The 23,901-nt window shown below is 41.2% G+C and carries 27 protein-coding genes; 20 read left to right on the plus strand and 7 right to left on the minus strand.

Annotated features, from left to right (window positions below; translation table 11 throughout):
- The first annotated feature begins 374 nt into the window (after positions 1–374).
- The 13 genes from lsa14 (JWG45_RS02235) to JWG45_RS02295 all read left to right on the plus strand — a co-directional run bounded on the left by lsa14 (JWG45_RS02235) (position 375) and on the right by JWG45_RS02295 (position 9,889).
- A complete protein-coding gene (gene lsa14 / locus JWG45_RS02235) occupies positions 375–893 on the plus strand; it encodes an adhesin Lsa14 (RefSeq protein ID WP_205278163.1) in 519 nt (172 codons plus the stop codon).
- Positions 890–1,216: a TRL-like family protein gene (locus JWG45_RS02240; protein WP_205278164.1), complete on the plus strand. Its 327-nt coding sequence runs from the start codon at positions 890–892 to the stop codon at positions 1,214–1,216. Before lsa14 (JWG45_RS02235) ends, JWG45_RS02240 begins: the two co-directional genes overlap by 4 nt.
- On the plus strand, positions 1,213–1,575 hold the full coding sequence (locus tag JWG45_RS02245; protein WP_205278165.1) for a TRL domain-containing protein: 363 nt from the start codon (positions 1,213–1,215) through the stop codon (positions 1,573–1,575). The genes JWG45_RS02240 and JWG45_RS02245 overlap by 4 nt, the downstream gene beginning before the upstream one ends.
- Positions 1,576–1,989: 414 nt before the next feature.
- Positions 1,990–2,445, plus strand: coding sequence for an adhesin Lsa14 (lsa14, locus tag JWG45_RS02250; RefSeq protein WP_205278166.1), 456 nt, complete (start codon positions 1,990–1,992; stop codon positions 2,443–2,445).
- Between the two features lie 15 nt (positions 2,446–2,460).
- A complete protein-coding gene (locus tag JWG45_RS02255) occupies positions 2,461–2,784 on the plus strand; it encodes a TRL-like family protein (protein ID WP_205278167.1) in 324 nt (107 codons plus the stop codon).
- Between the two features lie 4 nt (positions 2,785–2,788).
- A complete protein-coding gene (locus JWG45_RS02260) occupies positions 2,789–3,127 on the plus strand; it encodes a TRL domain-containing protein (protein WP_205278168.1) in 339 nt (112 codons plus the stop codon).
- Positions 3,128–3,353: 226 nt separating this feature from the next.
- Complete coding sequence (locus JWG45_RS02265; RefSeq protein WP_205278169.1) at positions 3,354–3,692, plus strand: hypothetical protein; 339 nt, start codon at positions 3,354–3,356, stop codon at positions 3,690–3,692.
- Complete coding sequence (locus tag JWG45_RS02270; protein ID WP_205278245.1) at positions 3,689–4,021, plus strand: hypothetical protein; 333 nt, start codon at positions 3,689–3,691, stop codon at positions 4,019–4,021. The genes JWG45_RS02265 and JWG45_RS02270 overlap by 4 nt, the downstream gene beginning before the upstream one ends.
- Positions 4,018–4,755, plus strand: a complete 738-nt coding sequence (locus tag JWG45_RS02275; protein WP_408611588.1) for a hypothetical protein — start codon at positions 4,018–4,020, stop codon at positions 4,753–4,755. The genes JWG45_RS02270 and JWG45_RS02275 overlap by 4 nt, the downstream gene beginning before the upstream one ends.
- A 17-nt stretch (positions 4,756–4,772) precedes the next feature.
- Complete coding sequence (locus JWG45_RS02280) at positions 4,773–5,678, plus strand: hypothetical protein (RefSeq protein ID WP_205278170.1); 906 nt, start codon at positions 4,773–4,775, stop codon at positions 5,676–5,678.
- A 199-nt stretch (positions 5,679–5,877) separates the two neighbouring features.
- Positions 5,878–7,869 carry an Lnb N-terminal periplasmic domain-containing protein gene (locus JWG45_RS02285; protein ID WP_456298540.1) on the plus strand — a complete coding sequence of 664 codons (1,992 nt, stop codon included), beginning with the start codon at positions 5,878–5,880 and terminating at the stop codon, positions 7,867–7,869.
- A complete protein-coding gene (locus tag JWG45_RS02290) occupies positions 7,832–8,737 on the plus strand; it encodes an alpha/beta hydrolase (RefSeq protein WP_205278171.1) in 906 nt (301 codons plus the stop codon). Before JWG45_RS02285 ends, JWG45_RS02290 begins: the two co-directional genes overlap by 38 nt.
- 690 nt (positions 8,738–9,427) lie before the next feature.
- Positions 9,428–9,889 carry a hypothetical protein gene (locus JWG45_RS02295; RefSeq protein ID WP_100784479.1) on the plus strand — a complete coding sequence of 154 codons (462 nt, stop codon included), beginning with the start codon at positions 9,428–9,430 and terminating at the stop codon, positions 9,887–9,889.
- A 2-nt stretch (positions 9,890–9,891) separates the two neighbouring features.
- Here the strand turns inward: JWG45_RS02295 and JWG45_RS02300 are convergent, their stop codons facing one another.
- From JWG45_RS02300 to JWG45_RS02310, 3 genes are read right to left on the minus strand one after another with little or no spacing between them, the layout of a single operon-like run.
- Positions 9,892–10,683 carry an ABC transporter permease gene (locus tag JWG45_RS02300; RefSeq protein WP_232380473.1) on the minus strand — a complete coding sequence of 264 codons (792 nt, stop codon included), beginning with the start codon at positions 10,681–10,683 and terminating at the stop codon, positions 9,892–9,894.
- A 14-nt stretch (positions 10,684–10,697) separates the two neighbouring features.
- Positions 10,698–11,480 carry an ABC transporter permease gene (locus tag JWG45_RS02305; RefSeq protein WP_205278172.1) on the minus strand — a complete coding sequence of 261 codons (783 nt, stop codon included), beginning with the start codon at positions 11,478–11,480 and terminating at the stop codon, positions 10,698–10,700.
- Positions 11,480–12,457: an ABC transporter ATP-binding protein gene (locus JWG45_RS02310; protein ID WP_205278173.1), complete on the minus strand. Its 978-nt coding sequence runs from the start codon at positions 12,455–12,457 to the stop codon at positions 11,480–11,482. Before JWG45_RS02310 ends, JWG45_RS02305 begins: the two co-directional genes overlap by 1 nt.
- A 321-nt stretch (positions 12,458–12,778) precedes the next feature.
- Between JWG45_RS02310 and JWG45_RS02315 the strand changes: the two genes are divergently transcribed.
- Together JWG45_RS02315 and JWG45_RS02320 are read left to right on the plus strand one after the other, a co-directional pair.
- Positions 12,779–13,279 carry a DUF3015 domain-containing protein gene (locus JWG45_RS02315; protein ID WP_205278174.1) on the plus strand — a complete coding sequence of 167 codons (501 nt, stop codon included), beginning with the start codon at positions 12,779–12,781 and terminating at the stop codon, positions 13,277–13,279.
- 18 nt (positions 13,280–13,297) lie between these two features.
- A complete protein-coding gene (locus JWG45_RS02320; RefSeq protein WP_205278175.1) occupies positions 13,298–13,786 on the plus strand; it encodes a DUF3015 domain-containing protein in 489 nt (162 codons plus the stop codon).
- 105 nt (positions 13,787–13,891) lie between these two features.
- Here JWG45_RS02320 and JWG45_RS02325 read toward each other — a convergent pair whose 3' ends face one another.
- The gene (locus JWG45_RS02325; protein ID WP_205278176.1) at positions 13,892–14,380 is read right to left on the minus strand and encodes a hypothetical protein; all 489 of its coding nucleotides are present in this window, start codon (positions 14,378–14,380) and stop codon (positions 13,892–13,894) included.
- Positions 14,381–14,387: 7 nt separating this feature from the next.
- Positions 14,388–15,035, minus strand: a complete 648-nt coding sequence (locus JWG45_RS02330; protein WP_232380474.1) for a hypothetical protein — start codon at positions 15,033–15,035, stop codon at positions 14,388–14,390.
- A 392-nt stretch (positions 15,036–15,427) separates the two neighbouring features.
- On the opposite strand from JWG45_RS02330, the gene rlmD reads away from it, so the two are divergent.
- The 5 genes from rlmD to JWG45_RS02355 all read left to right on the plus strand — a co-directional run bounded on the left by rlmD (position 15,428) and on the right by JWG45_RS02355 (position 22,500).
- Entirely contained in the window at positions 15,428–16,744 is a 1,317-nt protein-coding gene (rlmD, locus tag JWG45_RS02335; protein WP_408611589.1) for a 23S rRNA (uracil(1939)-C(5))-methyltransferase RlmD, read from the plus strand.
- Between the two features lie 87 nt (positions 16,745–16,831).
- The gene (locus JWG45_RS02340) at positions 16,832–17,956 is read left to right on the plus strand and encodes a SpoIID/LytB domain-containing protein (RefSeq protein ID WP_205278178.1); all 1,125 of its coding nucleotides are present in this window, start codon (positions 16,832–16,834) and stop codon (positions 17,954–17,956) included.
- Positions 17,957–18,290: 334 nt separating this feature from the next.
- On the plus strand, positions 18,291–18,989 hold the full coding sequence (locus tag JWG45_RS02345; RefSeq protein WP_205278179.1) for an ABC transporter ATP-binding protein: 699 nt from the start codon (positions 18,291–18,293) through the stop codon (positions 18,987–18,989).
- A 6-nt stretch (positions 18,990–18,995) separates the two neighbouring features.
- On the plus strand, positions 18,996–21,485 hold the full coding sequence (locus JWG45_RS02350; protein WP_205278180.1) for an FtsX-like permease family protein: 2,490 nt from the start codon (positions 18,996–18,998) through the stop codon (positions 21,483–21,485).
- A 79-nt stretch (positions 21,486–21,564) separates the two neighbouring features.
- Positions 21,565–22,500 carry a hypothetical protein gene (locus JWG45_RS02355; protein ID WP_205278181.1) on the plus strand — a complete coding sequence of 312 codons (936 nt, stop codon included), beginning with the start codon at positions 21,565–21,567 and terminating at the stop codon, positions 22,498–22,500.
- A gap of 126 nt (positions 22,501–22,626) precedes the next feature.
- Here JWG45_RS02355 and JWG45_RS02360 read toward each other — a convergent pair whose 3' ends face one another.
- Complete coding sequence (locus tag JWG45_RS02360) at positions 22,627–23,334, minus strand: hypothetical protein (RefSeq protein ID WP_205278182.1); 708 nt, start codon at positions 23,332–23,334, stop codon at positions 22,627–22,629.
- Entirely contained in the window at positions 23,327–23,890 is a 564-nt protein-coding gene (gene pyrE / locus JWG45_RS02365; protein WP_205278183.1) for an orotate phosphoribosyltransferase, read from the minus strand. Before pyrE ends, JWG45_RS02360 begins: the two co-directional genes overlap by 8 nt.
- Between the last annotated feature and the right edge of the window lie 11 nt (positions 23,891–23,901).

The following is a 23,901-nucleotide window of genomic DNA, read 5'->3' on the forward strand; positions in this document are numbered from 1 at the left end:
TGTAGGAACTCACACAAAACGAAAAATCGATCATTTACAGTCTCGAATGTAGGAACTCACACAAAACGAAAAATCGATCATTTACAGTCTCGAATGTAGGAACTCACACAAAACGAAAAATCGATCATTTACAGTCTCGAATGTAGGAACTCACACAAAACGAAAAATCGATCGTTTACAGTCTCCAATGTAGGAACTCACACAAAACGAAAATCGATCGTTTGCAGTCTCGAATGTAGGAACTCACACAAAACGAAGCGACTTCTTTCGAAAAAGGAGGTAAAAGTGAGAGAATTTCTTTTTTTTATCAAAAAATGCAAATTCTTCTGTCCTAAAATTTTAAAAAGAAATGGTATTAAGGTCTGGGGGAATTTATGGCTTCATCGTTTTGGTTCCAAAAAAATCTTCGTTTTATTTCCAGAGTTGTTTTCTTGGGAATTCTTTTTTCTTCCGGTTGCACCGGGATCAATATCCTCAATTCTCCCGTAGGTCCGGAGGAAATGAATACCAACCCCACTCCCGCATATGGACGCCCCTCTCTGGAACTCTTTTATAAGGGAGGAATGATTTATCACAACGAATCGATTCCGGTAACCCTGACCGGAAACGCAAAAAGTATAGAAAGAGGAGAAGCTTGTTCCAAATCGGTTTTGTCCCTATTGGCCTGGGGAGATTCCTCAGTTCTTACCGCGACACAAAGAGGAAACATTCAAAAAATTGCACATATAGAATACGAACACACGGCGATCCTTTCCATACTTTATCACAGTTTTTGCACGATCGTTTCCGGAGAATCCAATCCATCTCCGAGCGTCGGCGAAGACGCACGAAGTTCGAATCCGGATTCCGAAATCATCCTAGGAAAGAAAAAAAACAGAGGAACATCGGAATGAAAAATCAAAAATCGATTCTACTTTTGATTCTTTCTTTATTCTTCTTTGTAAACTGCGCCTCCGGACCGGTCGGAGGCCTTCTTTTTACTTATAACAAATATCCGGGACAGATCAATCCGGCAAACGACGTAAAACCGGAAAAGATCGCGGATGGATGTATCCACAACATTTTCGGACTGATCAGTTTTGGAAACGCAGGAGCGGGCGCCGTTGCCAAATCGAATGGGATCCAGAGAATTGCTCTGATCGACTACAGCGCTCTTCATATCCTCGCGATCGTTTATAGAAATCACTGCGTCATCGTAGCGGGAGAAAAAGAATGAAACGAATTTTTAGAAACAAAATTTTCTTCCTTGCGACCGCAACGTTTCTAAGTTTGCTCTTCGCGCATTGTACCGCGACTTCTGAACCTGCCCTTCTGATTTCCTACAATACACAACACATTCTTTCCAAAAGTAACGGAAGCCTGATCTCTTCGGCAAAGATTGTGAAAAAAGGAGAAAGTTGCTCGTATGCCGTGTCTCTCTTTTATTACAATTCGATGTATCGCGGCCCCAAAAACAGCGTCACCGAAATCGCCAAAGAATTCGGGATCGAAAAGATCGCAGTCGTTGACTACGCTTCCTTTAGTTTTTTAGGTCCTGTCTTTTACAAAAATTGTGTCGTCGTCTGGGGAGAATGAGATTTTTTGGAGGGACAGAAACAGAATTCTTCGCTTTCGTATAACGTTCTTTCTTCCAAAATGTGATTTCTATTTTCCCAGGATGCGGATTCCTTTTGATTCAAGGGCTTAGAAAAGTTAAGATTTAAAAAAAAATAAACTTTTACTGACGCAAATCGAACCCAAAAGGATATAACTCTTCAATTCCAAAAAATAAAATCCTTTTTCAAAAAGTCCGAATATCAAATAATAATTCTATTCAAATGTTTTAGCTTTTTATAGCATTGTTGTAAAAAGTTTCACAAAAATCACAGTTCGCGATTGAAATAACTTTACATAAATGCTATTTAGCACCACCTTGACGCTTTAGAAAAACGGATCGTTCATCCATGCGTTTTTCTTTAAAGACAATTAAAATATTTCCAGGAGAAAAAAATGAAACTCAAATCTCTGCTCGCGATTTGTTTCGTAGCAATCTGGGCCTGTAACTGTACAGGATTCAATTATGTTGCTATGGCCTACAAAGGTACAAATACCAATCCAACTAAAGAATATGCCAATCCGATGTACGTGATTGCCTCTGGTGGACTTCTCGTTCACAACGGTTCAATACCGGGCCCAATTGGTCACAACGCAGAGAACGGCGATACAATGGGAACAGCTTGTTCTAAAAGTATTTTAGCTCTAATCGCTTTCGGAGATTCCTCGATCGAAGCCGCTAAAACCCAATCTAAAATAACAAAGGTTTCTCATGTTGAATACGAGCAATTTGCAATTTTAGGCTCCGTTTATCATAGCTTTTGTACCGTAGTTTATGGATCCACAACAGCTATTTCCGGTGCAGGCGACTCAAAAACGGATGTGAAATCTGCAGCTGGAAAGAAAAAATAATAGGAACAATTGAACATGAAAAAAAATATCATTCTTACTTTTGTTACTTTGGGGATTTCCCTCTTTCTGAGTAATTGTGCAACCGGCCCTGTGAACGGGCTCTTATTTACGAACACTACCTTCCCGGGTGAGATCAACACGTCCAACAGCGTTCCTGTAGTTAAAAAAGCGGAAGGTTGCGCTCATACAGTATTGTATTACGTAAGCTGGGGAAAGGCATCTGCCGGTAGAATCGCATTTGAAAACAAGATTTCAAGAATCGCAACGATCGACCATTCAACGATCTCGGTACTCGGAGCCTTGTATAAAAACTACTGCACAATCGTAAGCGGGGAATAATAAAATGAAAAAAATCATCGGTTTAATTTCAATCTTCTTGGTTGCATTTACGGTTTCCAACTGTGCTTCCAGCCTTTTCACAATCGGTTTATTCAGCAATACAGAATATCATGTATCCGGAAACTCAGTTGCCGGTCCTACGGATGCAAAGATTCTGAAACGTGGAACCTCTTGTAATACCTACTCGATCTTCTCGGCTCTTTTCTACGCAGGTGGAGAAGGAAGTATCGCAGAAGCGATGAAAGAGGCACAAATCACAAAGGTCGCCGTAGTGGATAAAAGTTCGGAAGGATTTTTGGGATACTTTTTCTCAAAAGAATGCGTAATCGTTTACGGCGAATGATTCTTTGAGTGGAATCATCCGAAAGCTATTTTCGAATGTTCCAATCGTTCGACTGGAAGGAATAAACGTCCTTTCCAGTCGGACTTTTTCGCAAACCTAGTTTTTGAGTTTTTCTTCGATTCATTTTCTCGCTCTCGATTTCTACAGAAGCGTTTTTCCTTTTGAATAAAAAAAATTTTACTACATAAACGCCGCAGAACCTAACTTTTAAAACTGACTAACGTGAATGAAATCATTTAAAGTTTTTATACTCTCCATTTTCATCTTCGCTCAATTTCAAAGCTGCTCTTCCGATCCGATTCTCTTGCAACCGACGTTAAACGGAACCGAAAAAAACCTCGGAAACGTCCGTGGACAAGCCTGCGGTTTTCTCGGATTTCTGGATCCTTACTATTATTTTTTTCCGATCGGTCAAAACACAAAAATGGAAAGGGCATATAAAGAAGCTCTTCGACAGATACCCGGAAGCAAATCGATTAAAAATATCACCATCGAAGAATATTGGTTTTGGGCGGTATTGGGCGTAACCCAATGTCTCACAATTTCCGGAGAAGCCATCCAATGAAATGGAGAATCCTGATTTTTCTATGGGCATTGATCAGTCAGTTTTCTTGCGTCTCCACTCCCGTTTTTATTCCGGAAAGTAAACTCCAGATTCAAAATACCGATACGATCACAGTTCCCGCTTATGGAAAAGAATGCGGATTCTTATTCTTTATGTTTATACCCATAGGACTCAACGATCGATCCGCCAAAGCGTTTTCCAAAGTCGTCGAACAAGCCGAAGGTGGTATTCTTTCCGAAGTAACGTTTCAAGAATCTTGGTATTGGGCCCTTCTCGGAACCAGATACTGCACAACGGTCACTGCATTTGTCACCCGAGGTCCGAAATGAAAAACAAAGCCTTGATCCAGAACCGGAATTTTTCGTTTTCAAAAACGCTTTTTTTTAGAATTCAAAAACGAATCTTACGGATCTGCCCAATTCTCATATTCGGATTCTGTTTGAGTTGTATCGCAATTCGAGTTTACGTTCCAAAAAAAGGAAGCGATAGCTTTGACATCGGAAACGTGGATACAATTCCTCACTTAGCGGCCCCGAGGGAGAATCCGAATTTTGAAGTCTTGGAATCTCCAAAAATCTTCGGGTCCGCATTTGCAACAAGGGATCCTTCGTTATTCTTCTTATCTCCGCGCAAATTAGAAAACGAATACGGTTCCGTCAAAACTTTGATCCTTAGGGAATTGGATCGAAACAGAAACGAATACAAAGTCGATAAAAATTATAAAATTCTAATAAAAAACTTCGAATTGAAAACGGACGACCGTTGTTTTTTTGGAAATTTGACCGAAGTAAAATTGGAGATCGAGGTAACCCGTATCGAGAAGGAAGAAAAAATTTTAGATTTTCATTTCGAAGATTCAATCGATTCCAACGTAACGGACTGTCATTTCACCCTCGCTACAGCCACCCTTGTCGGATGGCTGATCTATATGCCTTATTTAGGATTTCGAGGAAACAGAGAAGACCAACTCAATCAGCTCGGAAGGATCGCTCTTTTGGAATTTTTCGAACAATTCAAGTCCTCTCTTGAGAAGTCCCCTACCTCACAACCGAAAAAAGAATAAGGAGAAATGTTTTATTCATGAATCCTACAATGAAAATCGCAAGCTCCGTCCTTCTCCTCTTCTGCGTCGCTGCCTCGATCGGATGTTCTTATTCCGTGGAAAAAAAATACGTCTACGCAAAACCGTATTATCCGAACGAAAATTATTTCGACGAGAGTAATCCTCAATTCGAGGAAGGAGAGCCCTACTGGCTTTTGGATTTCCTCGGAAACGTCTTCGGCTTCTTGACAAAACTCATCCTCTGGAATTCTAAGATGAATAATCATAACATTTCCGAAGAAACAAAAAAGTATCTGATGGATTATATCCGAGAAAACAACCTCAAAGACGTCAAAGTTCGTTTTAATCAATATTCTCCTTGGAGCGATTTGAAACAACTCTGGAAATCGGACACGGTCCATCCAGTTTTAAAATATTCGATTGGAATCTTTAGCTGGCTGATTTCCACAATCATCCCCGAAAGACTTTTTGCTGGTTTTATTTTCGGAGGTGGAGATCATTACAATCCTTACACAAATACGATCAATATCTACAGCGATATTCCCGCCGTGGTCTTGCATGAAGGAGGACACTCCAAAGACTTCGCATTGAGAAAGCATAAATCGCTCTATAGCCTTGGTTATTCGATTCCTGTTTTAGGGGCGCTCTATCCCGAGGCAAGAGCTTCAGACGACGCGCTTCGTTATCTCAGAAACAAATGTGATAAGAAGAATGAACTCCTCGCCTACAGAACGTTATATCCCGCTTATTCCACCTATGCAACTGGCTCGCTTTTAGGATCCGCCGGTCAATATTTAGGCTTGTTCTCGTCGATTCCGGGACATGTTTTAGGATATAGAAAAGAAAAACGTGTCGAAAAAGAGGAGATTCCTGAATGCAAACTACTCGAAGAAATCGAAGGCAAAAAACAGGACCCTCAATGAGATTTCGTATTCTTTTTGTTCACGACTTCCCTCTTTCGAAAAAAAATTGACATGGTCCTTTTTATTCTTAAACATAACTGGAAATAGACAAAAGATACCTTAGTTTTAAAGGTTCGTAAAATCTAATAGGTTCCGGTGCAAAGTCTCCGGTCAATTTATCCCCTTCTTGAAACCAATTCAAATCAAAGCTCTCATCCTTATACTCTTCGCATTCTTCCAATCGAAGATTCTTTTCGGACAGACAACGGATTTCGAAACAATACAATCCTACAAAGATTCTGCCCTGAACTTGCAATTGGATTCGGCTCGTTACTGGAGACTTCTTCTTCATTATCGGGATCCACTTCTATTCGGGAAACCTAAGAGTGAAGTGGACGGAGAAGATTTTTTTCTTTCGCCAAACGGAAAGAAAGATCCGCAATCGGAATTGACCGCGACCATTCAATCTTTTTTTAGAGAGCCTACTCCCGAAGAAATTTCCGAATCAAAGTTACACCCTCTGTGCAAATTTCCGGAACGTTTTCGATGGCTGGATTCGAAACTGAACTTTGATCGAAGCTTACTCCCGAAGTTGAGCTGCGATCGATATAAGAATTGGATGCACTCCTTAAATCCGGTTTCCACAAAGCTCATTTTTGCTTCCTTTTATCTAAACAATCCCGCTTCCTTGTTCGGTCATAACCTGCTCAAGATCGGTTCTGAAAATTCTACACGTTCCGAAATTTTGGATTATGCGATCAATTTCGCCGCCAATAATTCCCCCGACGATTCGGCTTTAGCATATACATTCAAAGGATTGATGGGCGGATATCCCGGAACTTTTAGTATTTTTCCATATTATTATAAAATCAACGAATACAACGATATGGAGAGTCGAGATCTCTGGGAATACGAGCTCAACTTCAACGCGGAAGAATCCAGAAGGATCGCTTCTCACGTCTGGGAATTGGGCAGCACATACTTTGATTATTTCTTCTTCGATGAGAACTGTTCTTATCACCTGCTATCTTTGATAGAAATCGGGAAACCGGAATTAAGACTCCGAGACAAATTCAATCTTTATACGATTCCATCGGATACGGTCAAACTTGTCTTGGAACAAGAAGGCTTGATTCGCAAAAAAAACTATCGACCGTCCCTCAGTTCCAAACTAGAACAAAAGTTATTCAACCTCGAAGTAGGAGAAAGGGAAAAAGTATTCGGATATCTCAACGATAAAATCGAATTAAATCAAATTTTAGAATCCGGTGACGGACAACGACAAGCCTATATTTTGGATGCAATTTTGGACGCGAAACGCTACCAAAGATCTTTAAAAAAATTAACGACGGAACAGGAAGAAAAATATAGAAACATACTCATCGAACGGAGTAAAATTAATTTTCTACCTTTACCCGAACAATCTCCGATGGTATCACCGCCGGAAGAAGGACACGGAAGCGGAAGGATCCGATTGAGTAGAGGCCAATCCAGTATAGGCGGTTATTCCGAAATTGCAATCAGAGCCGCTTATCATGATTTTCTAAATTACGACAAAGGTTATGTTCCATTTTCTACGATCGAATACTTTTCGACAGTCTTTCGAAAATACGATTATCAAAAAAATCCCACACTCGAAGAAGGAAGTTTAGTAAAGATATTATCACTCTCTCCCATCAATCCGATATCGTCGCCCATGTCGTTTTTCTTTGACGTCGGCGCGGATTCTTCTATGATAAAACCAGACTTCCATTCTCAAAAGTCCGTTCCTTTTCTTCTATCCTACAACCAAGAGGTCCCGCTTTGGTTAGGTTATCAAAAAGAAAAAAACGATTATGAAAAAGCTTATAGGGTCACAAATTTTAACTTAGAAGGAACGGGCGGATATACGTTCTCCAACGTCAATTCGGGAAGTTCGTTTTTATGGACATTCTCGTTACAAGTCGGGGCAAAAGGAAGGGCAAACGGATACTACCCAGAGGGCCTTTTGATTGCTCCACAAGCTGCGATCTTTGCAGGTTGTTCTTACGGAAATTGGAAATTGGGATTATCCGCGCAATATTTCGGATTCTCTATTTACGGATATAAAGACGATTACAAGGTTGCTCCTGGAGTTCGTTACAGATCCTCGCAAAATACTGAAATTAGATTAGAAGGTAAATTACAAAAGTATTATGAAGAAGCCCAAGTTTCAATTTCTCTTTTTTTCTAAACAATCCATTTATTTGATTTTATTCGCAGTATTGGAATCCTGTGCCTCCTTATTCTATCAGCCTACGAAGGAAAAATATTGGAGTCCGGAAATTTTCGGATTTCAATATAAAGAAGAGAGTTTTAAAACCTTTGATGGTGAGAAATTACACTTTTGGAGAATCATACCGAAGGAAAAAACAAAAGGTGTAGTCGTTCAATTTCACGGCAACGGAGAAAACAGAACGAGCCACTTTACAAGCCTCGTTTGGATGGTAAATTACGGCTATGAATTGGTGGTATTGGATTACAGGGGTTATCTCGATTCTACCGGAACCCCCGAAAGAGAGAATATTCACAAAGATTCTGTGGATTTTCTATCTAAAGAATTAGAATATTCTAAAATTCGAAAATTACCTCTCGTCGTCTACGGACAAAGTCTGGGGGGAGCGATTGCATTGCGCGCGACCTCGGAACTGAAAGATAAATCCGGAATCGTCCTGATCGTCGCTGACGGAAGTTTTGCGAGTTATAAAACCGTTTTTAAACAAGTAGTCAGACGTGTTTTATTTTTTCCAATCGATTGGATCGCCGGCTTGTTTGTAAACGATCTTCTCAACCCGGGAGAAACCGTCTCCCAACTCGCGCCCATCCCAATTTTAGTCATTCACGGTACCGAAGATCCGATCGTTTCTTATCAGAATGGGATCGAACTTTTCGGACTCGCGGGACAGCCGAAATGGTTTTGGGAAGTCAGAGGAGGAGGCCATGTAAATTGGATGAATTTAGGAGCCTCTAAAGAGTCTAAAAATTTTCTTTCTTTTCTGGAAAACATCATTCAAAAATCCAAATTCAATCCATCGAAAGAGGATTTCGGTCAAGACGGTTAGAATCGAGAAGCGATTCGATCGCTTCTCTCGTGCCCAATTCTTTAAAATGACGTTCCTAACTTGAAAAAAAGGTTCGCTAAAAGTGTAAGAATCGACGGAACGAATTTCGTTCTTTTTTAAGTAGAGAATATTTTCGGCATTCACCGACTTAAAATGATAGTATCCTTCTTCCAACTCTAAACGGAGATCTCCCCCGTCCGCGAGAAAAACTTCCCGATCCAGAATCGAAATCGAATTTTGGATCGAGCCTGCATAGTTAAGAATTGAAATCCTCCTTTTCCAAAGAGAGCGGTAATCGACTATGTCTGAGAATATAAAAAAATTAGAAGCGACGAGCCCCCTTCCTTGATACTTACAAATTTTTTCGAGTTGGAAGTATAACTTCCAAAATACAATAGTAAAAGTAAGATGCTCAGATAAATTTTCTGTTTTGCATGGAATCAGTTCCCTCAATTTGAATTTGTTTCCCAACTCGGTAAAACCTCGATCTACCGAAATGAAAGCAAATCTGGTTCCTTCTCGCGATCATCGATGGCCAAACTTCTCTCGAAAGAATTTCTTCTTAAGAATTGAAAATTTCGTTCTTTTTCAATAATTTGCGGAGAAGTACAATAGACCGTTTTAATGAAGTGAATTTCTTAGAGAAATAGATTTGGCAATCTGCGCCTCTTCCGTGAAATGGGAATTGCAATGAATATCGAACTCACACGCGAACAATACGAAGCCCTCCTTAAATCTTTGGCGATCACCCGTTTTCTTTATCACTCGATCTTAGAGGAAGAGGAACCTGCTCCCGATCGTTTGGATTCTTATGATGCTTACGAGGATATGGAACAACAAGTTCTTTCGTATGCGAAAGCTTTGGAAGTTTCCCATCTGGTCGCGTATGACAGCGAGGAAGAGCTTCATTATCTTACGAGAGAATTCGAAGAAAAGACGGATATTTCCGATTTAATCACGGAGTATCAGGATAGTATTTTCTGGGACGAACTCGTCCAGAGATTGGCGGGAAGAGATTTTACGAGAACTTATACCGAAGCTGAAATCAAAGGAATGGCCATAGAAGAAAGAATCGAAAAAGAAGCGCCGTTCATTTCAAAATACGAAGAGATCTTCACCGAATCCGGAATCGAACACTTAGAAATCAAATAACCCTAAGTTCCGGTCGATTCGTATTTTTTCTGTCCCTTTTTCCAAAGAAACAAAGAGCCTAAAAAAAGAAAAAAACCGACCGGGAAGTTCAAATAGATAAAGAAAGGATGAAATAGAGAATCTCCGTTCTTATCCAAAAAATAGTGAGCCGGATAAAAATTCACAAACCCTAGAGGAAGCAAAAAAGTTAGAAGAATTCGAATCGAAACGTTATAGATATTCATAGGATACATCATAAACTCGCGACTTGAAAAAATAAACAAGTGAACCAAGGAATAGTTCTGAATCGCGTAAAATGCAATGGATGCTATCGCAATTCGTATCCCTGCCAAAATCATCGCACTTCCTAAAACCGCCAAAAACAACATTATTGTCTTCGACAAAGTCCATTCGATATTCGTAAATTGATTGGCCACAAGAAACGTGATCACTCCTAAAATCAAATGAAGCAACCCCGTGATATCGAAGTGATTCATCAAAACCTGTCCTATCGGAGAAAGGGGCCTCAAAAGATATCGGTCATAACCCCCGTCTCTCACTAAGGAACCGAATTCCACCATTCCCGAAAATACGGAAGCTACGATTCCTTGTGCAAAAATCAAAAGACTGTAAAGAAACGCAATCTCCCCTCTAGTCCATCCTCCGATCGAAACAAATTTGGAAAGTAGAATAAAAATCGTCGCTGCCTGCGCGGAATAATAGATGAGTAAAGTGACAAGATAGATCCAAAAACTCGCCTTATATTCCATGTGAGACTGAACGGAGGAAATCGCCAACTTAAGATAAGTTTTCAAAGAATAAAACAATTTTAACCTCCCGCCAGTTCTAGACGTTTTAATCCGGAAAGATAGATTGCGGAAGAACTCACGGTAAGTATCCCGATCATTAGAAAGTAACGAGCAATCAACTCTCCGAACTCCATTCCGATCGGCTGCGAAGTTAAAACTTGTGTCGGATAATAATATAGATAAGCGAAGGGAAGCCAGGAAGAGACACTCCTTAAAAAAGCCGGAAAAAGATCCAACGGAATGACGGCTCCGGAAAACAAAGTAATCAAGGCAAAGTAAAGCAGAAAGAAGGAGAAAACTTCCGTAAAATAAAAGGATAAGGATGAGATCATAAAACCGATCAAAAAGAAGATTAAGAACGCAAGACCGTAAACGAGCAAGAAAGAAAAAACTGAAACCATCGTAGGTGTAAAGCTAAGATCCAATACCGCATAAGCAAGGATCCAAAGGGGAAATGATCTGGAAAGAAGGTGATAGATGCTGACTCCGATCGTATCGGCAAAGACGATCAACGGAAATCGAATCGGTTTGAGAAGATCAAAGACGATCGTTCCGTTCTTAATCTTAGAAGAAACAAGACCGTCCTGTCTTCCAAAGGAAACCTTGATTAAAGTGGAGATAACGGCATAGAGAATCAGGGATTCTCTCGTCCTTCCTTCATCCAAATCGTTTCCCGAAACGGACTGCCAAACTGAAGTAAGAATGGCGAGATACAAGACAGCGTTCAGGACTCCCGTAAAGTATTCAAGTCGGTAAGTGGAGGATCTCTGCAACGCCTTGGAAATAACTTTCAGATAAAGCATCAGGGTTTTTCCCCGTAGATCTGTTTGATAACGGTCGCAAGATCCGGTTTTTTAAAGTTGATCTCGGTTATTTCCAAACCGGATGAACTCAAAAAAGAAAGAAGTGGATTCAAAGATTCACCTTCTTTTACCACGATACTAGCGCGATTTGGAAGACCGTTTGGAATCCAAGTAAACTCGGGAGGAAGTTTAGAAATCGTATCCCCTTTGTATTGAATCTCCACCACGTTATTCGTCCCCCCCAATCCTCGAAAAGAATTCAGATCCCCGTCAAAGCGAATTTTTCCATGATCGATGAGAATGATCCTCTTTGCGAGATATTCTATATCTTGAACGTCGTGGGTAGTCAAAAGAATCGTAACCTTTTCTTCTTGGTTGATGGTCCGAATAAATTCCCTCACCTTTTCCTTTACGAGGACGTCCAGTCCGATTGTAGGTTCGTCTAAAAACAAAACTCGAGGAAAATGAAGAAGACTCGCCGCGATCTCGGCTTTCATCCGTTGTCCTAAACTTAACTTTCTGACTTGTTGACGAAAGAACTCCTGAAGCCCAAGAAGATCGTTGAACATATCCATTCGTTTTTTGTAATCTTTTTCTTCGATTTTATAGATGGATCTCAGAAGATCGAAGGATTCGCCCACCGGAAGATCCCACCAAAGTTGAGTTTTTTGTCCGAAGACGACTCCGATTTGTTTGGAATTTTCTCTTCTGTTTCGAGAAGGATCCAAACCGAAAATCCGAATTTCTCCCTGATCCGGAGTCAAAACGCCGGTTAACAATTTTATCGTGGTGGATTTTCCCGCTCCGTTCGGACCAATGTATCCGAGAAATTCTCCGGGCTGAATTTCGAAAGACACGTTCTCGACCGCTTGAATGATTTCTTTCTTGGAATAAAAGAGCGAACCGAGCGCTCCGAAGAGCCCCGGCTTTCTTTTGGAGATTTGAAAGGATTTCTGAAGGTTTCTGACTGTGATCAATGAATTTTTTTCCTAATTCTATACTCAGACTTCCGTAAAAGAAAATTAGATTAAAAATCCGTTCTTTTTCCTGTCTTAAAATATTCCTTCCTGAGATATTAGATTAATACGCTTCCGATTTCTAAATTCGCTGTTATGTGAAAATATTGAGTGCGAACAGGCAAAGAAGAATTCATAATAAAATTTCGCAACTCGTTCTCAAGAATTAGAAAAAAAGTAATCGCGTCAAAATTAGAAAAAAGAAATTATTTTATCTGAAAATTGTTGACTCGAGGGTTTTTTAAAGGAACTTCTATCTGATTTTTCCATAGGAGTTAAATTATGAAGAAAAGAGTAGTTTCGACTGTTCTTAGCCTAGCAGTATTGGCTGGAATCGGTCTAATGTCGGATAACGTAGAAGCAAAGGGTTATGGAATGGCTGGTTGCGGACTTGGATCCACTATCATCAGCGGAAATGGTATTACTCAAATTTTCGCTTCTACAACTAACGGGACTTCTGGAAACCAAACTTTTGGAATTACCACCGGAACCTCTAATTGTACGGCAGATGGGATTGTGAAAGTTGAAAAGGCGCAAGAAATGTTTATTTCTGTAAACTACGAAAGTCTTGAACAAGAAATGGCTTTAGGAAAAGGGGAGAAATTAGACTCTTTTGCAAAACTTCTTGGTTGTGACGCAGGTTCCGTTTCTCGTTTCGGTAAATTGACAAAAGATAAGTTTTCGTCTTTGATCAAACAAGACACAACTCCTTCTCTTTTACTTTCTGCCGTAAAATCAGAAATCAAAGGGGATGCATCCCTTTCTAAAAACTGCACTTTATAATCGGGAGATCTAAAAAATATGAAGAAATTATTACTTATTGCGCTCACAGTCTTCTTTGCAATTTCCGCTAACCTATCTGCAAAAGCTGCATACGGTATGGGAGGTTGTGGACTAGGTTCTTTGATTTTTAAAGACAATGGAACGGTTCAAATTTTCGCCGCTACCACAAACGGAATTTACGGAAACCAAAGCTTTGGAATCACTTCCGGAACTTCCAACTGTACTTCTGACGGAATCGTAAACAACGACAAAGCAAAAGAAGTTTTTGTTCACATGAACTACGAAAGTTTAGAACAAGAAATTGCTATGGGAAAAGGTGAAAAACTTTCCAGCTTAGCGACTCTTTTCGGATGCTCCGGCGATTCTCAAAGATTCAAAGAAGTAGCTAAAGAAAACTTCTCCAAAATCTTTACTGCTGCAGCGATCAAAAATCCAAGCATCATGCTTTCTAATTTGGAAGCGGAAGTTGGAAAAGACGCTGCTTTAAAAAGTAGCTGTAAAATCTAATTCTTCTTTAGAAACGAAAGCCTCGGATATCGATTTGAGGCTTTCGTTTTTCCTTTCCGATTTCCTATTGGCTTGTTTCCATCTAATCCTCGTTTTCTAACGGACCTACTTCGGATTTGTTTCATATAAATGATCATTTTCAAGTAGATCGGATAAAGCTTCCGCTTCGGATATTTCCTGAATGAAAAAATCGGGAATCGAAATTTTCTTTTCGTTGAATATCAGGAACCGAAAGAAGTTTCTTTTTCCCGGATCCATTTTAAATATTTTTTCAACACCCGGTTTGGAAGGAAGGCTCAAACGATAAAATCCTTCCTCAAGTTCATCCGTAAAAAAATGTCCATTTTCTAATTCAAAGAATGTGATCGTTTCGCGCTCTAGGTTGTTTTTAAAATGACCTTTGAATTTTTCCAAATGAAAATCGTAAGACCACATGGCAAGGGCCGTATTCATAGGACGAATTACATACAATCTTCCCTTTTCCTCCGAAGGTCTTTCCAAACGAATAAAAGTTTTTTTTTCGACGCAGGAAACAAGACCGCAAAAAAGAATAAAAGAAATTAAGAATCTGAATTTCTTATCAAAATACAACATACTAAACCTACCTTTGAACTATGATTCTTAACATTTCTGAATTGTACATTCCGACGATTTCCGAAACGCTCCCCTGAGGATACAACCCGAAAGAAAAAATTTCAAAAAGGAACGCCGCGCTGAATCCATAGGCCCCGTCTGCACGCTCATCACAAGCTTTCATTCCATCTAATTCAGTTTCCGGAGAACGTATGCTTAAAAATGGAAAACCTTCGGGGCAATCGATATGATGAAATTCTCCATCCCCGTGTCTTGCTTCGTGTATCAAAACAACCGTTTGTTCAATCTTGGAAAGACTAAAAAAGGAAGAATCCAGATAGACAACCCCATTCTCGAAATTCGCAACATACCGGCCAGTTGCCCCGATTCTAAATTTTTGAATTCGTCGTTGAAGCCAAAGAAGAAGCTCCGGACCGGAAAATGGAAAACCAAAAAAATTCTGAAACTGTGTCCTTTTTCGATAAGTTTTCGACTGAATTCTCAGTGATCCAGGATTGAGTTGTCTTACATATTCGTAGACCTCGTCCAATTGTTTCTGTTCGTTAAGTTTAAGCGGACGAGGAAATAATTTATCTAAAATTGGTCCTGCGGAAATGGGTACAATCAAAAGGAAATAAAAGTAAAAAAAACAGAACGATCGTGAGATTGATTTCAAGGTAGGTCTCGTCTTTTCAATATCATCAAATAATCGGACTTGTGAATCAGAAGTGTCTTCGTTTTTCCTTTAAACTCCACAAGCATAAGACGTCTTAAGCTTTTTTAGAAAAAGGTAAAAATTACTTCGTAAGGATCAGATCAGAATGAACATTCTACAAATGATTCCGTAGTCAACGACTATTTAAAAACTCCTCTTCGGATCCACCTTCGATTCGAAATCGAAAAACTTCCGTGTCAGAGTCTACGATTCCCTAAATCGAATCGAAAAGAATGATCCTTTATACGCCCCTCTATTCTAAAACAACTGTTTACAAGGTTATCATCTTGAATTTTTTGGAAAGAGCAATGTCAACAGATTCAGAGCAGAATGATCTCGAACCGCGAAACAGTATGGTTCAATCCATTAAATCCAATCTCCGCGGAGTCCTGCTTTTCGACAAAAACCAAATCGAAGTCCCCTATTCTTTACCGGGAGATCTTTACAACGTCACACTTTTTAAAAAGAAACGAAGGAAACCCTTCGCAAAACTGGAGTTAGTCTCTCAGGTTCCTAGAACCGTCATCCCACCCTGTCCTGCTTTTACACATTGCGGCGGATGTTCGGCTCAACATATCCCCTATGAAGAGCAGTTTTTACTAAAGACCTCTTCTCTTTCTCAAAGTTATCAAAAAGATTTCGGAGTATCTCCGATTTTGGTTCCCGCGCAAAAAACATATCATTACAGAAATCGAATGGACTTCTCCGTATTTCCGGGACCTGTAGTCGGCCAGAGAGAATCCGGTTCCTTCCGATACGTCGTCGATTTAGAATCCTGTTCTATCCAAAGCTACGAGTCCAACGAAGAACTCGCAAGATTTCGAAACCTCATCCAAAAATTTCCGGAACTTCCCTACGATCGTAGAGAAGATTCTGGATTTTTAAAATACATAACACTTCGTAAAGCAAATAAAACGAAAGAACTCATGTCGATTCTAACCTTCGTGGAAGAATTCAAAAATACCGAAGAAGAATCCCGATTCGCCGAGGCCTGCAAAAACTCACTCAAGGCGGATCATCTTCTCTTCTGTTTCAATCGACGAAAGGGAGAAATTTCGGCGATGGGAGAAATTAAAATTCTAAGAGGAACAGATTCTTACCTCGAACTCGTTGCGGGAAAGGAATTTCGTGTTCCCTTTGATTCTTTCTTTCAACCGAATCCGACCGGCTTTCAACCGATCTTGGATTTTATCCAAAATGAGATTCCTCAATCCTGCGAACACCTCATCGATCTTTTTTGCGGTTCCGGTTTTTTTAGCAGAATTCTTGCGGATCGTTTTCAAAAGATCACGGGTATCGACTCGATCGAAAGTTCTTTAGAAATCGCCCGCAAGCAGATGCAAACCGATTTTCCGGAAATTTCTTTTTCCTATCTTCGAGAAGATCTTTTTTCCAAAAAAGCGATCGAAGGTCTGGAAAAACTCTTTCAAGAAAAAGAAAAAAATCTTCTGATCGCGGACCCTCCTCGCGCGGGTTTGGGTGAATTCGTCATCGAAGTTTTGAAAAATTCTAAGATTGAATCCTTTTTCTACGTTTCCTGCAATCCTTCTTCTCAAAAAGAAGATCTCTGGAAACTAAAGGATCGCTTCCAAATTCAAAAGATTCTTGTAACCGATCCTTATCCGCAAACCCCACACTTGGAATCGGTTGCGCTTCTGAAGTCGATTTAGATTCCTAAAAAACCAAAAATCTCTGCAGGGATTCGACGTTCCCAACGATATTTAAGAGAGAGATAGACGTATCTCCAGGAATCCTTTATGACCAGAAAACTAGTTTTATTCTTCTCGCTCTTTTTGATCCTTTGGGAAACGGGTTGTAACACCGTAATCATCCGTCCTTGGACTCCTCCTTACAAAAGTCGTTCCGTTCACGACGTCCGGGTTCTCATCGGAAAAGCGGAAGGTGATCTTCAAATTCGGGGGGAAGGAATTCTCTCGGTCTACGACGCAAACGATCTCCTGATCAAAAAAGGAATCGATCTCATCTCTCTCGACGTATCTCGTCTGAAAGCGCCGATTCGTTTTTCGAGCGAAGGCAACGCACTCGAATACAAATCCTTAAAGGTCCGAGGTGCGATCTTTGTGATTCCACAAGGTCAAGGTCCGGCTCTCATCGTAAACTCCCTTCCTCTGGAAGAATATCTCTACGCGGTGGTTCCTTCCGAAGTTCCTTATAGCTGGCCGAACGAAGCGTTAAAAGCGCAGGCGATATGCGCGAGAACTTATGCGGTTCGTGAAATATTAAATAAAAAGAATGCTCTCTACGACGTGGAAGCGACGACCAATTCCCAAGTCTACGGAGGATTGGAAAAAGAACATCCATCCACCACCAAAGCGGTGCAAGACACGACGGGAGTGATGGCGATCTACGAAGAAACTCCGATCCAGGCTTTTTTTCACTCGAATAGCGGCGGTAAGACGGAAGCTCCGGAAAACGTCTGGGGAGGAAAAAGAATTCCTTATCTTCCGGCGGTTGCGTCCGAGTTCGACCGGGCCGGAGATAATTTTTATTGGAAGGAAACGATCTCTCAAGATCTCATCCTTTCCAAATTTCCAAACCTCAAGATCGGAGAAATCCAATCGATCCAGGTTTTATCCAGAACCGGATCCGGCCGTGTGGATCTGATGGAGTTTGTGGGAAGCGAAGGTTCCGCAAGAATTCGAGGAAAAGAATTTAGACAGGCCTTGGGTGCACCGGTTCGCTCCCTTCGTTTTGGGATTCAAAAAGAAGGAAACGGATATCTTATCAAAGGTATGGGTTCCGGACACGGAGTGGGTTTAAGTCAATGGGGAAGTTTTGGAATGGCAAAAGAGAACTACAACTATGTCGAAATTCTCAGACACTACTACCCCGGAATCGAACTCGCAAGAATCACTCGTTAGTCCTTCGAAATTTTAAAACCGGAAACATTGAAGAATCATTTCTTAAAAACGTCTTGGAACCCAATCGCTTTTGCGGAGAATCCAAGGCGTTTTTACCTCGGTCTTTTCGGCGGAATTCGGAAGGTTTCTAAAAAAAAAACCGAAACCATGATTATAAGAACTTTTTCCAAAACCGGGACTGAATCTTGCAGCTTTTCTTTCTATCAAAGTAAGATTCAGTTTTGGGACGCGCGCAAATCGTTCGCAGGATTCTTTTTTCTTTGAGCCGATCGAAATCTTCTTTCTCTTTTCACGATCTCGATTCTTCTATCTCCGGTCCGTCCGATCATAAGAAATGACAAACTCCATTCTCCACCAATCTTTCCCAAATCGAATCCGCATCTCGCAACTTACAAAATCCTATCAAAGCGGAAGACTCCAAACCTCTGTCTTAAAAGGTTTAAACTTGGATATCCCCAGCGAATCCGTCATCACACTGATGGGCCCTTCCGGTTCTGGTAAATCAACATTTTTGAATATACTTTCCGGGATCGACACACCCGATTCCGGAGAAATTTTCGTGAACGGCCATCCACTTCATTCCATGAACGAAAAAGAACTCACAAAATACAGAAGAGAAGAAACCGGAATCATCTTTCAATTCTTTCATCTCCTCCCCTATCTGAGCGCTTTGGAGAACGTCGCAGTTCCACTCTACATTTCCGGGATCGGAAAAAAACAGGCTCAGGAAAAAGCGAAAGAAGCCTTGGAAAAAGTCGGACTGAAAACTAGAATCCTACACAAACCGGACGAACTCTCCGGAGGAGAACAACAACGTGTCGCGATCGCGAGAGCCGTTTGTAAAAAACCTTCTTTGATTCTTGCGGACGAACCGACTGGAAATTTGGATACGAAGAATGCGGAAAAAGTAATTCGTCTTTTGACGGATCTCCAAAAAAAGGAAAGGTTCACACTTTTGATCGTAACTCACGATCAAAACCTCGGTTCTCTCGGAGAATTCAGACTCAAAATGGCCGACGGTATTCTCGTCTAAGTTCCGATGTCGTTTCGAATCTACATCCTATTCCTATTCGAATACTTTCGAAGTCACAAACTCGCCGCGTTCTTTGCGTTAGCCGGAATATCCCTCGGCGTTGGACTTTTTATTTCCACAACGGCTAACGGAATGAAGGCGGAAAAAAGTCTGACGGACTTTGCGATGGGATATTTTCAAGGGGAGTTTAAGATCAAGATCACTTCTTCCCAAGGCGATCAAAATCTTCCCTCGACCGTAATCCGGGAACTTTCAGTCGATCCCGAACTCGATTGGATCGAAAAGATCGTCCCCCGTTTTCAGAAAGAAGTTATCCTCGAAGACGGAATTCGTGCAGTATATTTGGGTTTGGACTTTCTAAAAGAAACCGGAGGACTCCGTGGTTCGGAGATTCTTACAATTCCGAACGACTCCGATAATTTGGAATCGATTTATATCAGTCGGGCTTTATCCGAAAAACTCGGCAAATCGGAAACAAAACTCCGGTCACAATCCAAAAGTTTCATCCTTAAAAATCTTAAACCCATTGAAAGCGAAGGCGGAAGTTTTCTCATCGAGGACATCGAATCCGCGATCGAACGTTTTGAGACTCAGGGAAACGTTAGCTTTCTTCTGATTCAACCGCGCACTTTCCACTCTTCTCAGAAACGAATATTGGAACAAAAACTCGGCGATTTCTATCGTGTTGAAACGATAGACGACATCCGAGAAAAATCGGGAAACGCGCTTCGTTCTTTCCAACTCAATCTTTTGGTGATCTCTTTTATTTCCCTCATCATCGCCTTCTTTATGGTTTCTAATACTATGTCAGGTTTATACCTTGCCCGCGAAAAAGAATTGGGAATTCTAAAAACCTTGGGCTTAAGCGCCGGCCATACGTTTCTTTTGTTCGTCTCACAGGCTCTTCTTTTAGGAATCGCAGGAAGCGTTCTCGGCATGGGACTTGGATTCTTTTTTTCTAGGCTTGATTTTTTTAGTCCCGAGGCCGCTTCTGCGGATCTTTCTTATCTCAAAACCTATAAGTTTATTCCTTCTTCGATCTGGATCTTGGGCCTCGGAATCGGAGTATTGGGCTCGTTTCTTTCAGCCGCTTTTTCTTCCATAAGAGCCGGGAACGTTTCTCCCGTTACGATCCTTCGGGAATCGTCCTCCGGAAACGATCGAGTTTCCGAGCAAAAGTTAGTATTTTACGGAATTTTAATATTCCTCGCGTTCATCGGTATCGCTTTCTTGCCGATTCGTTTGAAATTTCCGATCACTGGGCTTTTAGGAATCGGAGGTATCGTGATCGGAATTACTTTTTGTTTTCCCTGGATCTTTCGGGTGATTACGAATTTTTTCTTTTGTGTAGGTGATCGTTCGGATCGTTCCTTCGTTTTTATGAAAATCGGTTTGGAAGAAACCAAAAATCAACCTCTTAGAAACACCCTTACTTCCGCGACGTTAATGCTCGCAACATCCTTGGTAGTTTGCCTTTCCATTCTTACCGATAGTTATCGAAGATCCCTCAACGACTGGGTGGATTCGGAATTTCCTGCGGAATTCACGATTATTAACTCTGAAAATCTCGCGGCTGGAATTCACGGCGGAGTTCCTCTCTTTTTGTTAAACGAACTTTCCCGGCTTCCGGAAATTCAATCTTTGGACGGATTCTGCGTAAACACAAGAGCCGAGACGGATCGAGGGAATTTTACAATTCACGCATATACTTTTTCCACATACGATCGCCCGGATTCAGCCGAAAAACTCGCCTCCAAGGAGAATGATATTCTCATCTCTTCGAATATGGCTTATCTGCAAAACTTCGAAGTAGGAGATAAGATCCTTCTTTCCACAAAGTTCGGGAAAAAAGAATTTTGGATTCGCGGAATCAAGGAACATTTTTTCTCGGAACGGGGAACGATCATGATGGATATCAAAAACTACGATCGTTTTTTCGGTCTTGGCGGATACAATTCGATCAAGGTATTCCTAAAAGAACCCGCGAAGGAAAAAGAAGCCGAACTTGCGATTTCGAAATTATTAATACAAAATCCGTCCCTGAAATTGTTAAACTCGCAGGAACTCAGAAAAATTTATACGGAAGGGGTGGATAAGGTTTTTGGAGTTCTGGGCACGCTTAAGACCACCGCGTTTATCATCGCGATGATTTCCTTAGTTTCATCCCTTCTACACAATCTGATCTCAAAAAAAATGACGTTAGGAATTCTTAAATACCTGGGTGCAGATCACGCACAACTCGGAAGGATCTTGCTGACCGAAAGTATCTTTCTCACGGTTCTTTCGACTTGTTTCGGAATTCTTCTTGCGTTTCTCTTATCCCCTATCGTCCTTTATGTCATCAACAAGAACGCCTTCGGTTGGACCTTAAAGTTTACGGCCAATCCGGAGGTATCTTTGTTCTTTCTGATTCTTTCCCCTCTTCTCGGAATTCTCTCCGCCCTTGTTCCGTTGTATACTCTGCGAAAACTCGGATTCCGAATCAGTCAAGAGTGATTTCATTCCAGATGTTTGAAACTCGGATGAAAACCAACTTGATTGTAAAAGAACTTTCGATTAGGATGTTCCAACCGTTATGAAGAGTCTGACAGATGTCGCTTTAGAAATCGCTTCCGAAATCAAAAAGATCAATCTTCAGGACGACGAAAAGATCCCCACTTCGGACTCGTTCATGAAAGAATTGATGGCCCTCTATTCGAGGGAACCGGAAGATCTTCGCAATATCATAGAGGCCCTTCGAGAAGCAAAAATCATCTTTGTCATCAAAATCGTACTTCCGGAAGAAAGGGCGACCAAGATGAACGATCCCGGTGTGGACGCGTACGCCTATGCCGATCTCAAAATTCTTACGGATCTTAAATACTTCGCGGAAAAAAAGTTAGAACGTCTTTACGAGGCGACTTACTACAAAAAAAAATCTCCCTCGCTCATATCCCGGGAGCTTTTTCCCAAAATCCGGGAGTTGAACAATACCCCGATCGGAAGAATCGTAAACATCGCGGTGATGCTCGAAGAGTTTATCCGGATGATGAACAACAATCCGAACGACTTTTTAGAAGAGTTTAGAATCCAAGCCCTGGAAGAAATTCTCGTTTCCAAAGGAAGCAGTCCGACGGAAGGAAAGGACATCACCGAAGACTCGGCTTCCGGAACTTCATTCTCCAGTTCTTTTAGTCCGGTTCCTTCTCAGAGGGCAACGGATCGGATGGAAGAACAGTTAAACAACGTCAATCCGAACAGCCCTTGGGGAAGAATGGTTTCCAAGTTTTCGGTCGACTTCCTACTTCGTGTCCACCTCAGAAAATGCGAATTCGAAACCATCCGGAAATTGATCATCACTGGAAAAGTAACCGAACCCGAACAACTCCGTTTGGTCCGGGACAGTCTTTTGAAAATGGAAAAGAATGTCCACGTCGACATGGTGCTCGCTTCCTATCTCGAAGAAATGATCGAACTTCGGAGACTCACTCAGAGAAAACTCAATCTCCTAGGAAAATCAAAAATTCTCTGATTCACAATTTCAGCTTCGGTTGACGTTCAAGGATCGAAAAATCGATTTCTCAAATTTGGTTCGCAATCTTTTATCTACGTCACAACGAGAAAAAGCCTTCCTTGCAAACGTTGTAAAATTAGAATATTAGAATAACTTTAAATACATCGCGCACTGAGCGATCAAAAGGGCTCCCAGAAGAAAGATCCAGCGCCGTTTTGCGGAAAAAGCCATTCGAATCTTGTCTTCCGGAAAATAAATCGCCACAAGGAGCGCGTTTACGTTTGCGACGAGATAAAAGGATTCGATCTTGATTCCGAATGGTTTGTAAAATGAAGCCGCTAAAACCGCAAAGGAAGGAATGAAATACAGAAGAGTTTTCGGTTGAAAAAAACCGCCGACGTTTTCGGTAAGCACCGTTTTTTTACCCGTATATTTTTCCAGTTCCGATTGAAACAAATCCGGCTCCAAAAGATTGAGAACTGGAATTTGATCCTCCTTTGTCGAAACCAAAAAACGGACGTAGGAACGAAAGATATCCCTTTCGATCGAAACGACCGATTTGAGTTTCGTTTCCAAGGATTGCCCTTTGGAGTTAAAAAGTTTGAAAGAATTAGGTCCCAATTCCACCTTAGCGCCTTCCAAAACCCGAATTTGTCTCGAAAAATTTCGATAAAGAAGAAATCCGAGAAAGATCGAAAGTAAACCGAAAATTCTCACGAAGTCAGTTTTGCCTTCCTCCGGAACTTTTAGAAAGTTCCAGGCCAAAAAGGAAAGATACAAAAGAATTACCGCCGCCGAACGGAGAAGAAGGTTCCTGCGAAATCTCGCGGAATCATATAAGAATTCACGCATGTTCTAAATTACCAAAATCACTTTTTTTGAATATAGGAAAGATCTGAACTCCTTCGTCAAGAATCGCTTCCATCCCGCCTTCCTGACGATCCAAAATACAAATTCCTTGAGTGACCTCGATACCTGAGTCTCTTAGACTCCGAATCGCCTGGATCGTAGAACCGCCGGTCGTGATCACGTCGTCTACGATCACGCAACTTTTAACCGCGTGAACGGCGCCTTCGACCAGCTTTTTGGTCCCGTGTTCTTTGGAGGTTTTGCGGATGATCAACGGATAGACGTTCTTATTTTGTTTTCTAAATTCTAAACTGATCCCATAACAGATCGGATCCGCGCCCATCGTAAGACCGCCGAAGGCCTCCGGTTTTGTGATTCCGATTTGAGGAAGGTGTTCATCCACGATGTATTTGCAGAGAAGCTCCAGACGATCCGGAACGAGGGTGATTTCCTTACAGTTGAAATAGTGTCTGGATTGTTTTCCGGAAGCTAAGGTAAACGGTTCTTCGGAGTATCGGTACGCGTGAATTCGAATGAGGTCCAAAAGATCTTGTTTCATAGAGTTCTCGT

The sequence above is a fragment of the Leptospira ainlahdjerensis genome, assembly GCF_016919175.1.
GTDB lineage: Bacteria > Spirochaetota > Leptospiria > Leptospirales > Leptospiraceae > Leptospira > Leptospira ainlahdjerensis.

Excerpts from the sequence above, each read along its gene's own strand:
- lsa14 (WP_205278163.1), top strand. The coding sequence starts at position 375 with ATGGCTTCATCGTTTTGGTTCCAAAAAAATCTTCGTTTTATTTCCAGA.
- JWG45_RS02240 (WP_205278164.1), top strand. The coding sequence starts at position 890 with ATGAAAAATCAAAAATCGATTCTACTTTTGATTCTTTCTTTATTCTTC.
- JWG45_RS02245 (WP_205278165.1), top strand. The coding sequence starts at position 1,213 with ATGAAACGAATTTTTAGAAACAAAATTTTCTTCCTTGCGACCGCAACG.
- lsa14 (WP_205278166.1), top strand. The coding sequence starts at position 1,990 with ATGAAACTCAAATCTCTGCTCGCGATTTGTTTCGTAGCAATCTGGGCC.
- JWG45_RS02255 (WP_205278167.1), top strand. The coding sequence starts at position 2,461 with ATGAAAAAAAATATCATTCTTACTTTTGTTACTTTGGGGATTTCCCTC.
- JWG45_RS02260 (WP_205278168.1), top strand. The coding sequence starts at position 2,789 with ATGAAAAAAATCATCGGTTTAATTTCAATCTTCTTGGTTGCATTTACG.
- JWG45_RS02265 (WP_205278169.1), top strand. The coding sequence starts at position 3,354 with ATGAAATCATTTAAAGTTTTTATACTCTCCATTTTCATCTTCGCTCAA.
- JWG45_RS02270 (WP_205278245.1), top strand. The coding sequence starts at position 3,689 with ATGAAATGGAGAATCCTGATTTTTCTATGGGCATTGATCAGTCAGTTT.
- JWG45_RS02275 (WP_408611588.1), top strand. The coding sequence starts at position 4,018 with ATGAAAAACAAAGCCTTGATCCAGAACCGGAATTTTTCGTTTTCAAAA.
- JWG45_RS02280 (WP_205278170.1), top strand. The coding sequence starts at position 4,773 with ATGAATCCTACAATGAAAATCGCAAGCTCCGTCCTTCTCCTCTTCTGC.
- JWG45_RS02290 (WP_205278171.1), top strand. The coding sequence starts at position 7,832 with ATGAAGAAGCCCAAGTTTCAATTTCTCTTTTTTTCTAAACAATCCATT.
- JWG45_RS02295 (WP_100784479.1), top strand. The coding sequence starts at position 9,428 with ATGAATATCGAACTCACACGCGAACAATACGAAGCCCTCCTTAAATCT.
- JWG45_RS02305 (WP_205278172.1), bottom strand. The coding sequence starts at position 11,480 with ATGCTTTATCTGAAAGTTATTTCCAAGGCGTTGCAGAGATCCTCCACT.
- JWG45_RS02315 (WP_205278174.1), top strand. The coding sequence starts at position 12,779 with ATGAAGAAAAGAGTAGTTTCGACTGTTCTTAGCCTAGCAGTATTGGCT.
- JWG45_RS02320 (WP_205278175.1), top strand. The coding sequence starts at position 13,298 with ATGAAGAAATTATTACTTATTGCGCTCACAGTCTTCTTTGCAATTTCC.
- JWG45_RS02325 (WP_205278176.1), bottom strand. The coding sequence starts at position 14,380 with ATGTTGTATTTTGATAAGAAATTCAGATTCTTAATTTCTTTTATTCTT.
- rlmD (WP_408611589.1), top strand. The coding sequence starts at position 15,428 with ATGGTTCAATCCATTAAATCCAATCTCCGCGGAGTCCTGCTTTTCGAC.
- JWG45_RS02340 (WP_205278178.1), top strand. The coding sequence starts at position 16,832 with ATGACCAGAAAACTAGTTTTATTCTTCTCGCTCTTTTTGATCCTTTGG.
- JWG45_RS02345 (WP_205278179.1), top strand. The coding sequence starts at position 18,291 with ATGACAAACTCCATTCTCCACCAATCTTTCCCAAATCGAATCCGCATC.
- JWG45_RS02350 (WP_205278180.1), top strand. The coding sequence starts at position 18,996 with ATGTCGTTTCGAATCTACATCCTATTCCTATTCGAATACTTTCGAAGT.
- JWG45_RS02355 (WP_205278181.1), top strand. The coding sequence starts at position 21,565 with ATGAAGAGTCTGACAGATGTCGCTTTAGAAATCGCTTCCGAAATCAAA.
- JWG45_RS02360 (WP_205278182.1), bottom strand. The coding sequence starts at position 23,334 with ATGCGTGAATTCTTATATGATTCCGCGAGATTTCGCAGGAACCTTCTT.
- pyrE (WP_205278183.1), bottom strand. The coding sequence starts at position 23,890 with ATGAAACAAGATCTTTTGGACCTCATTCGAATTCACGCGTACCGATAC.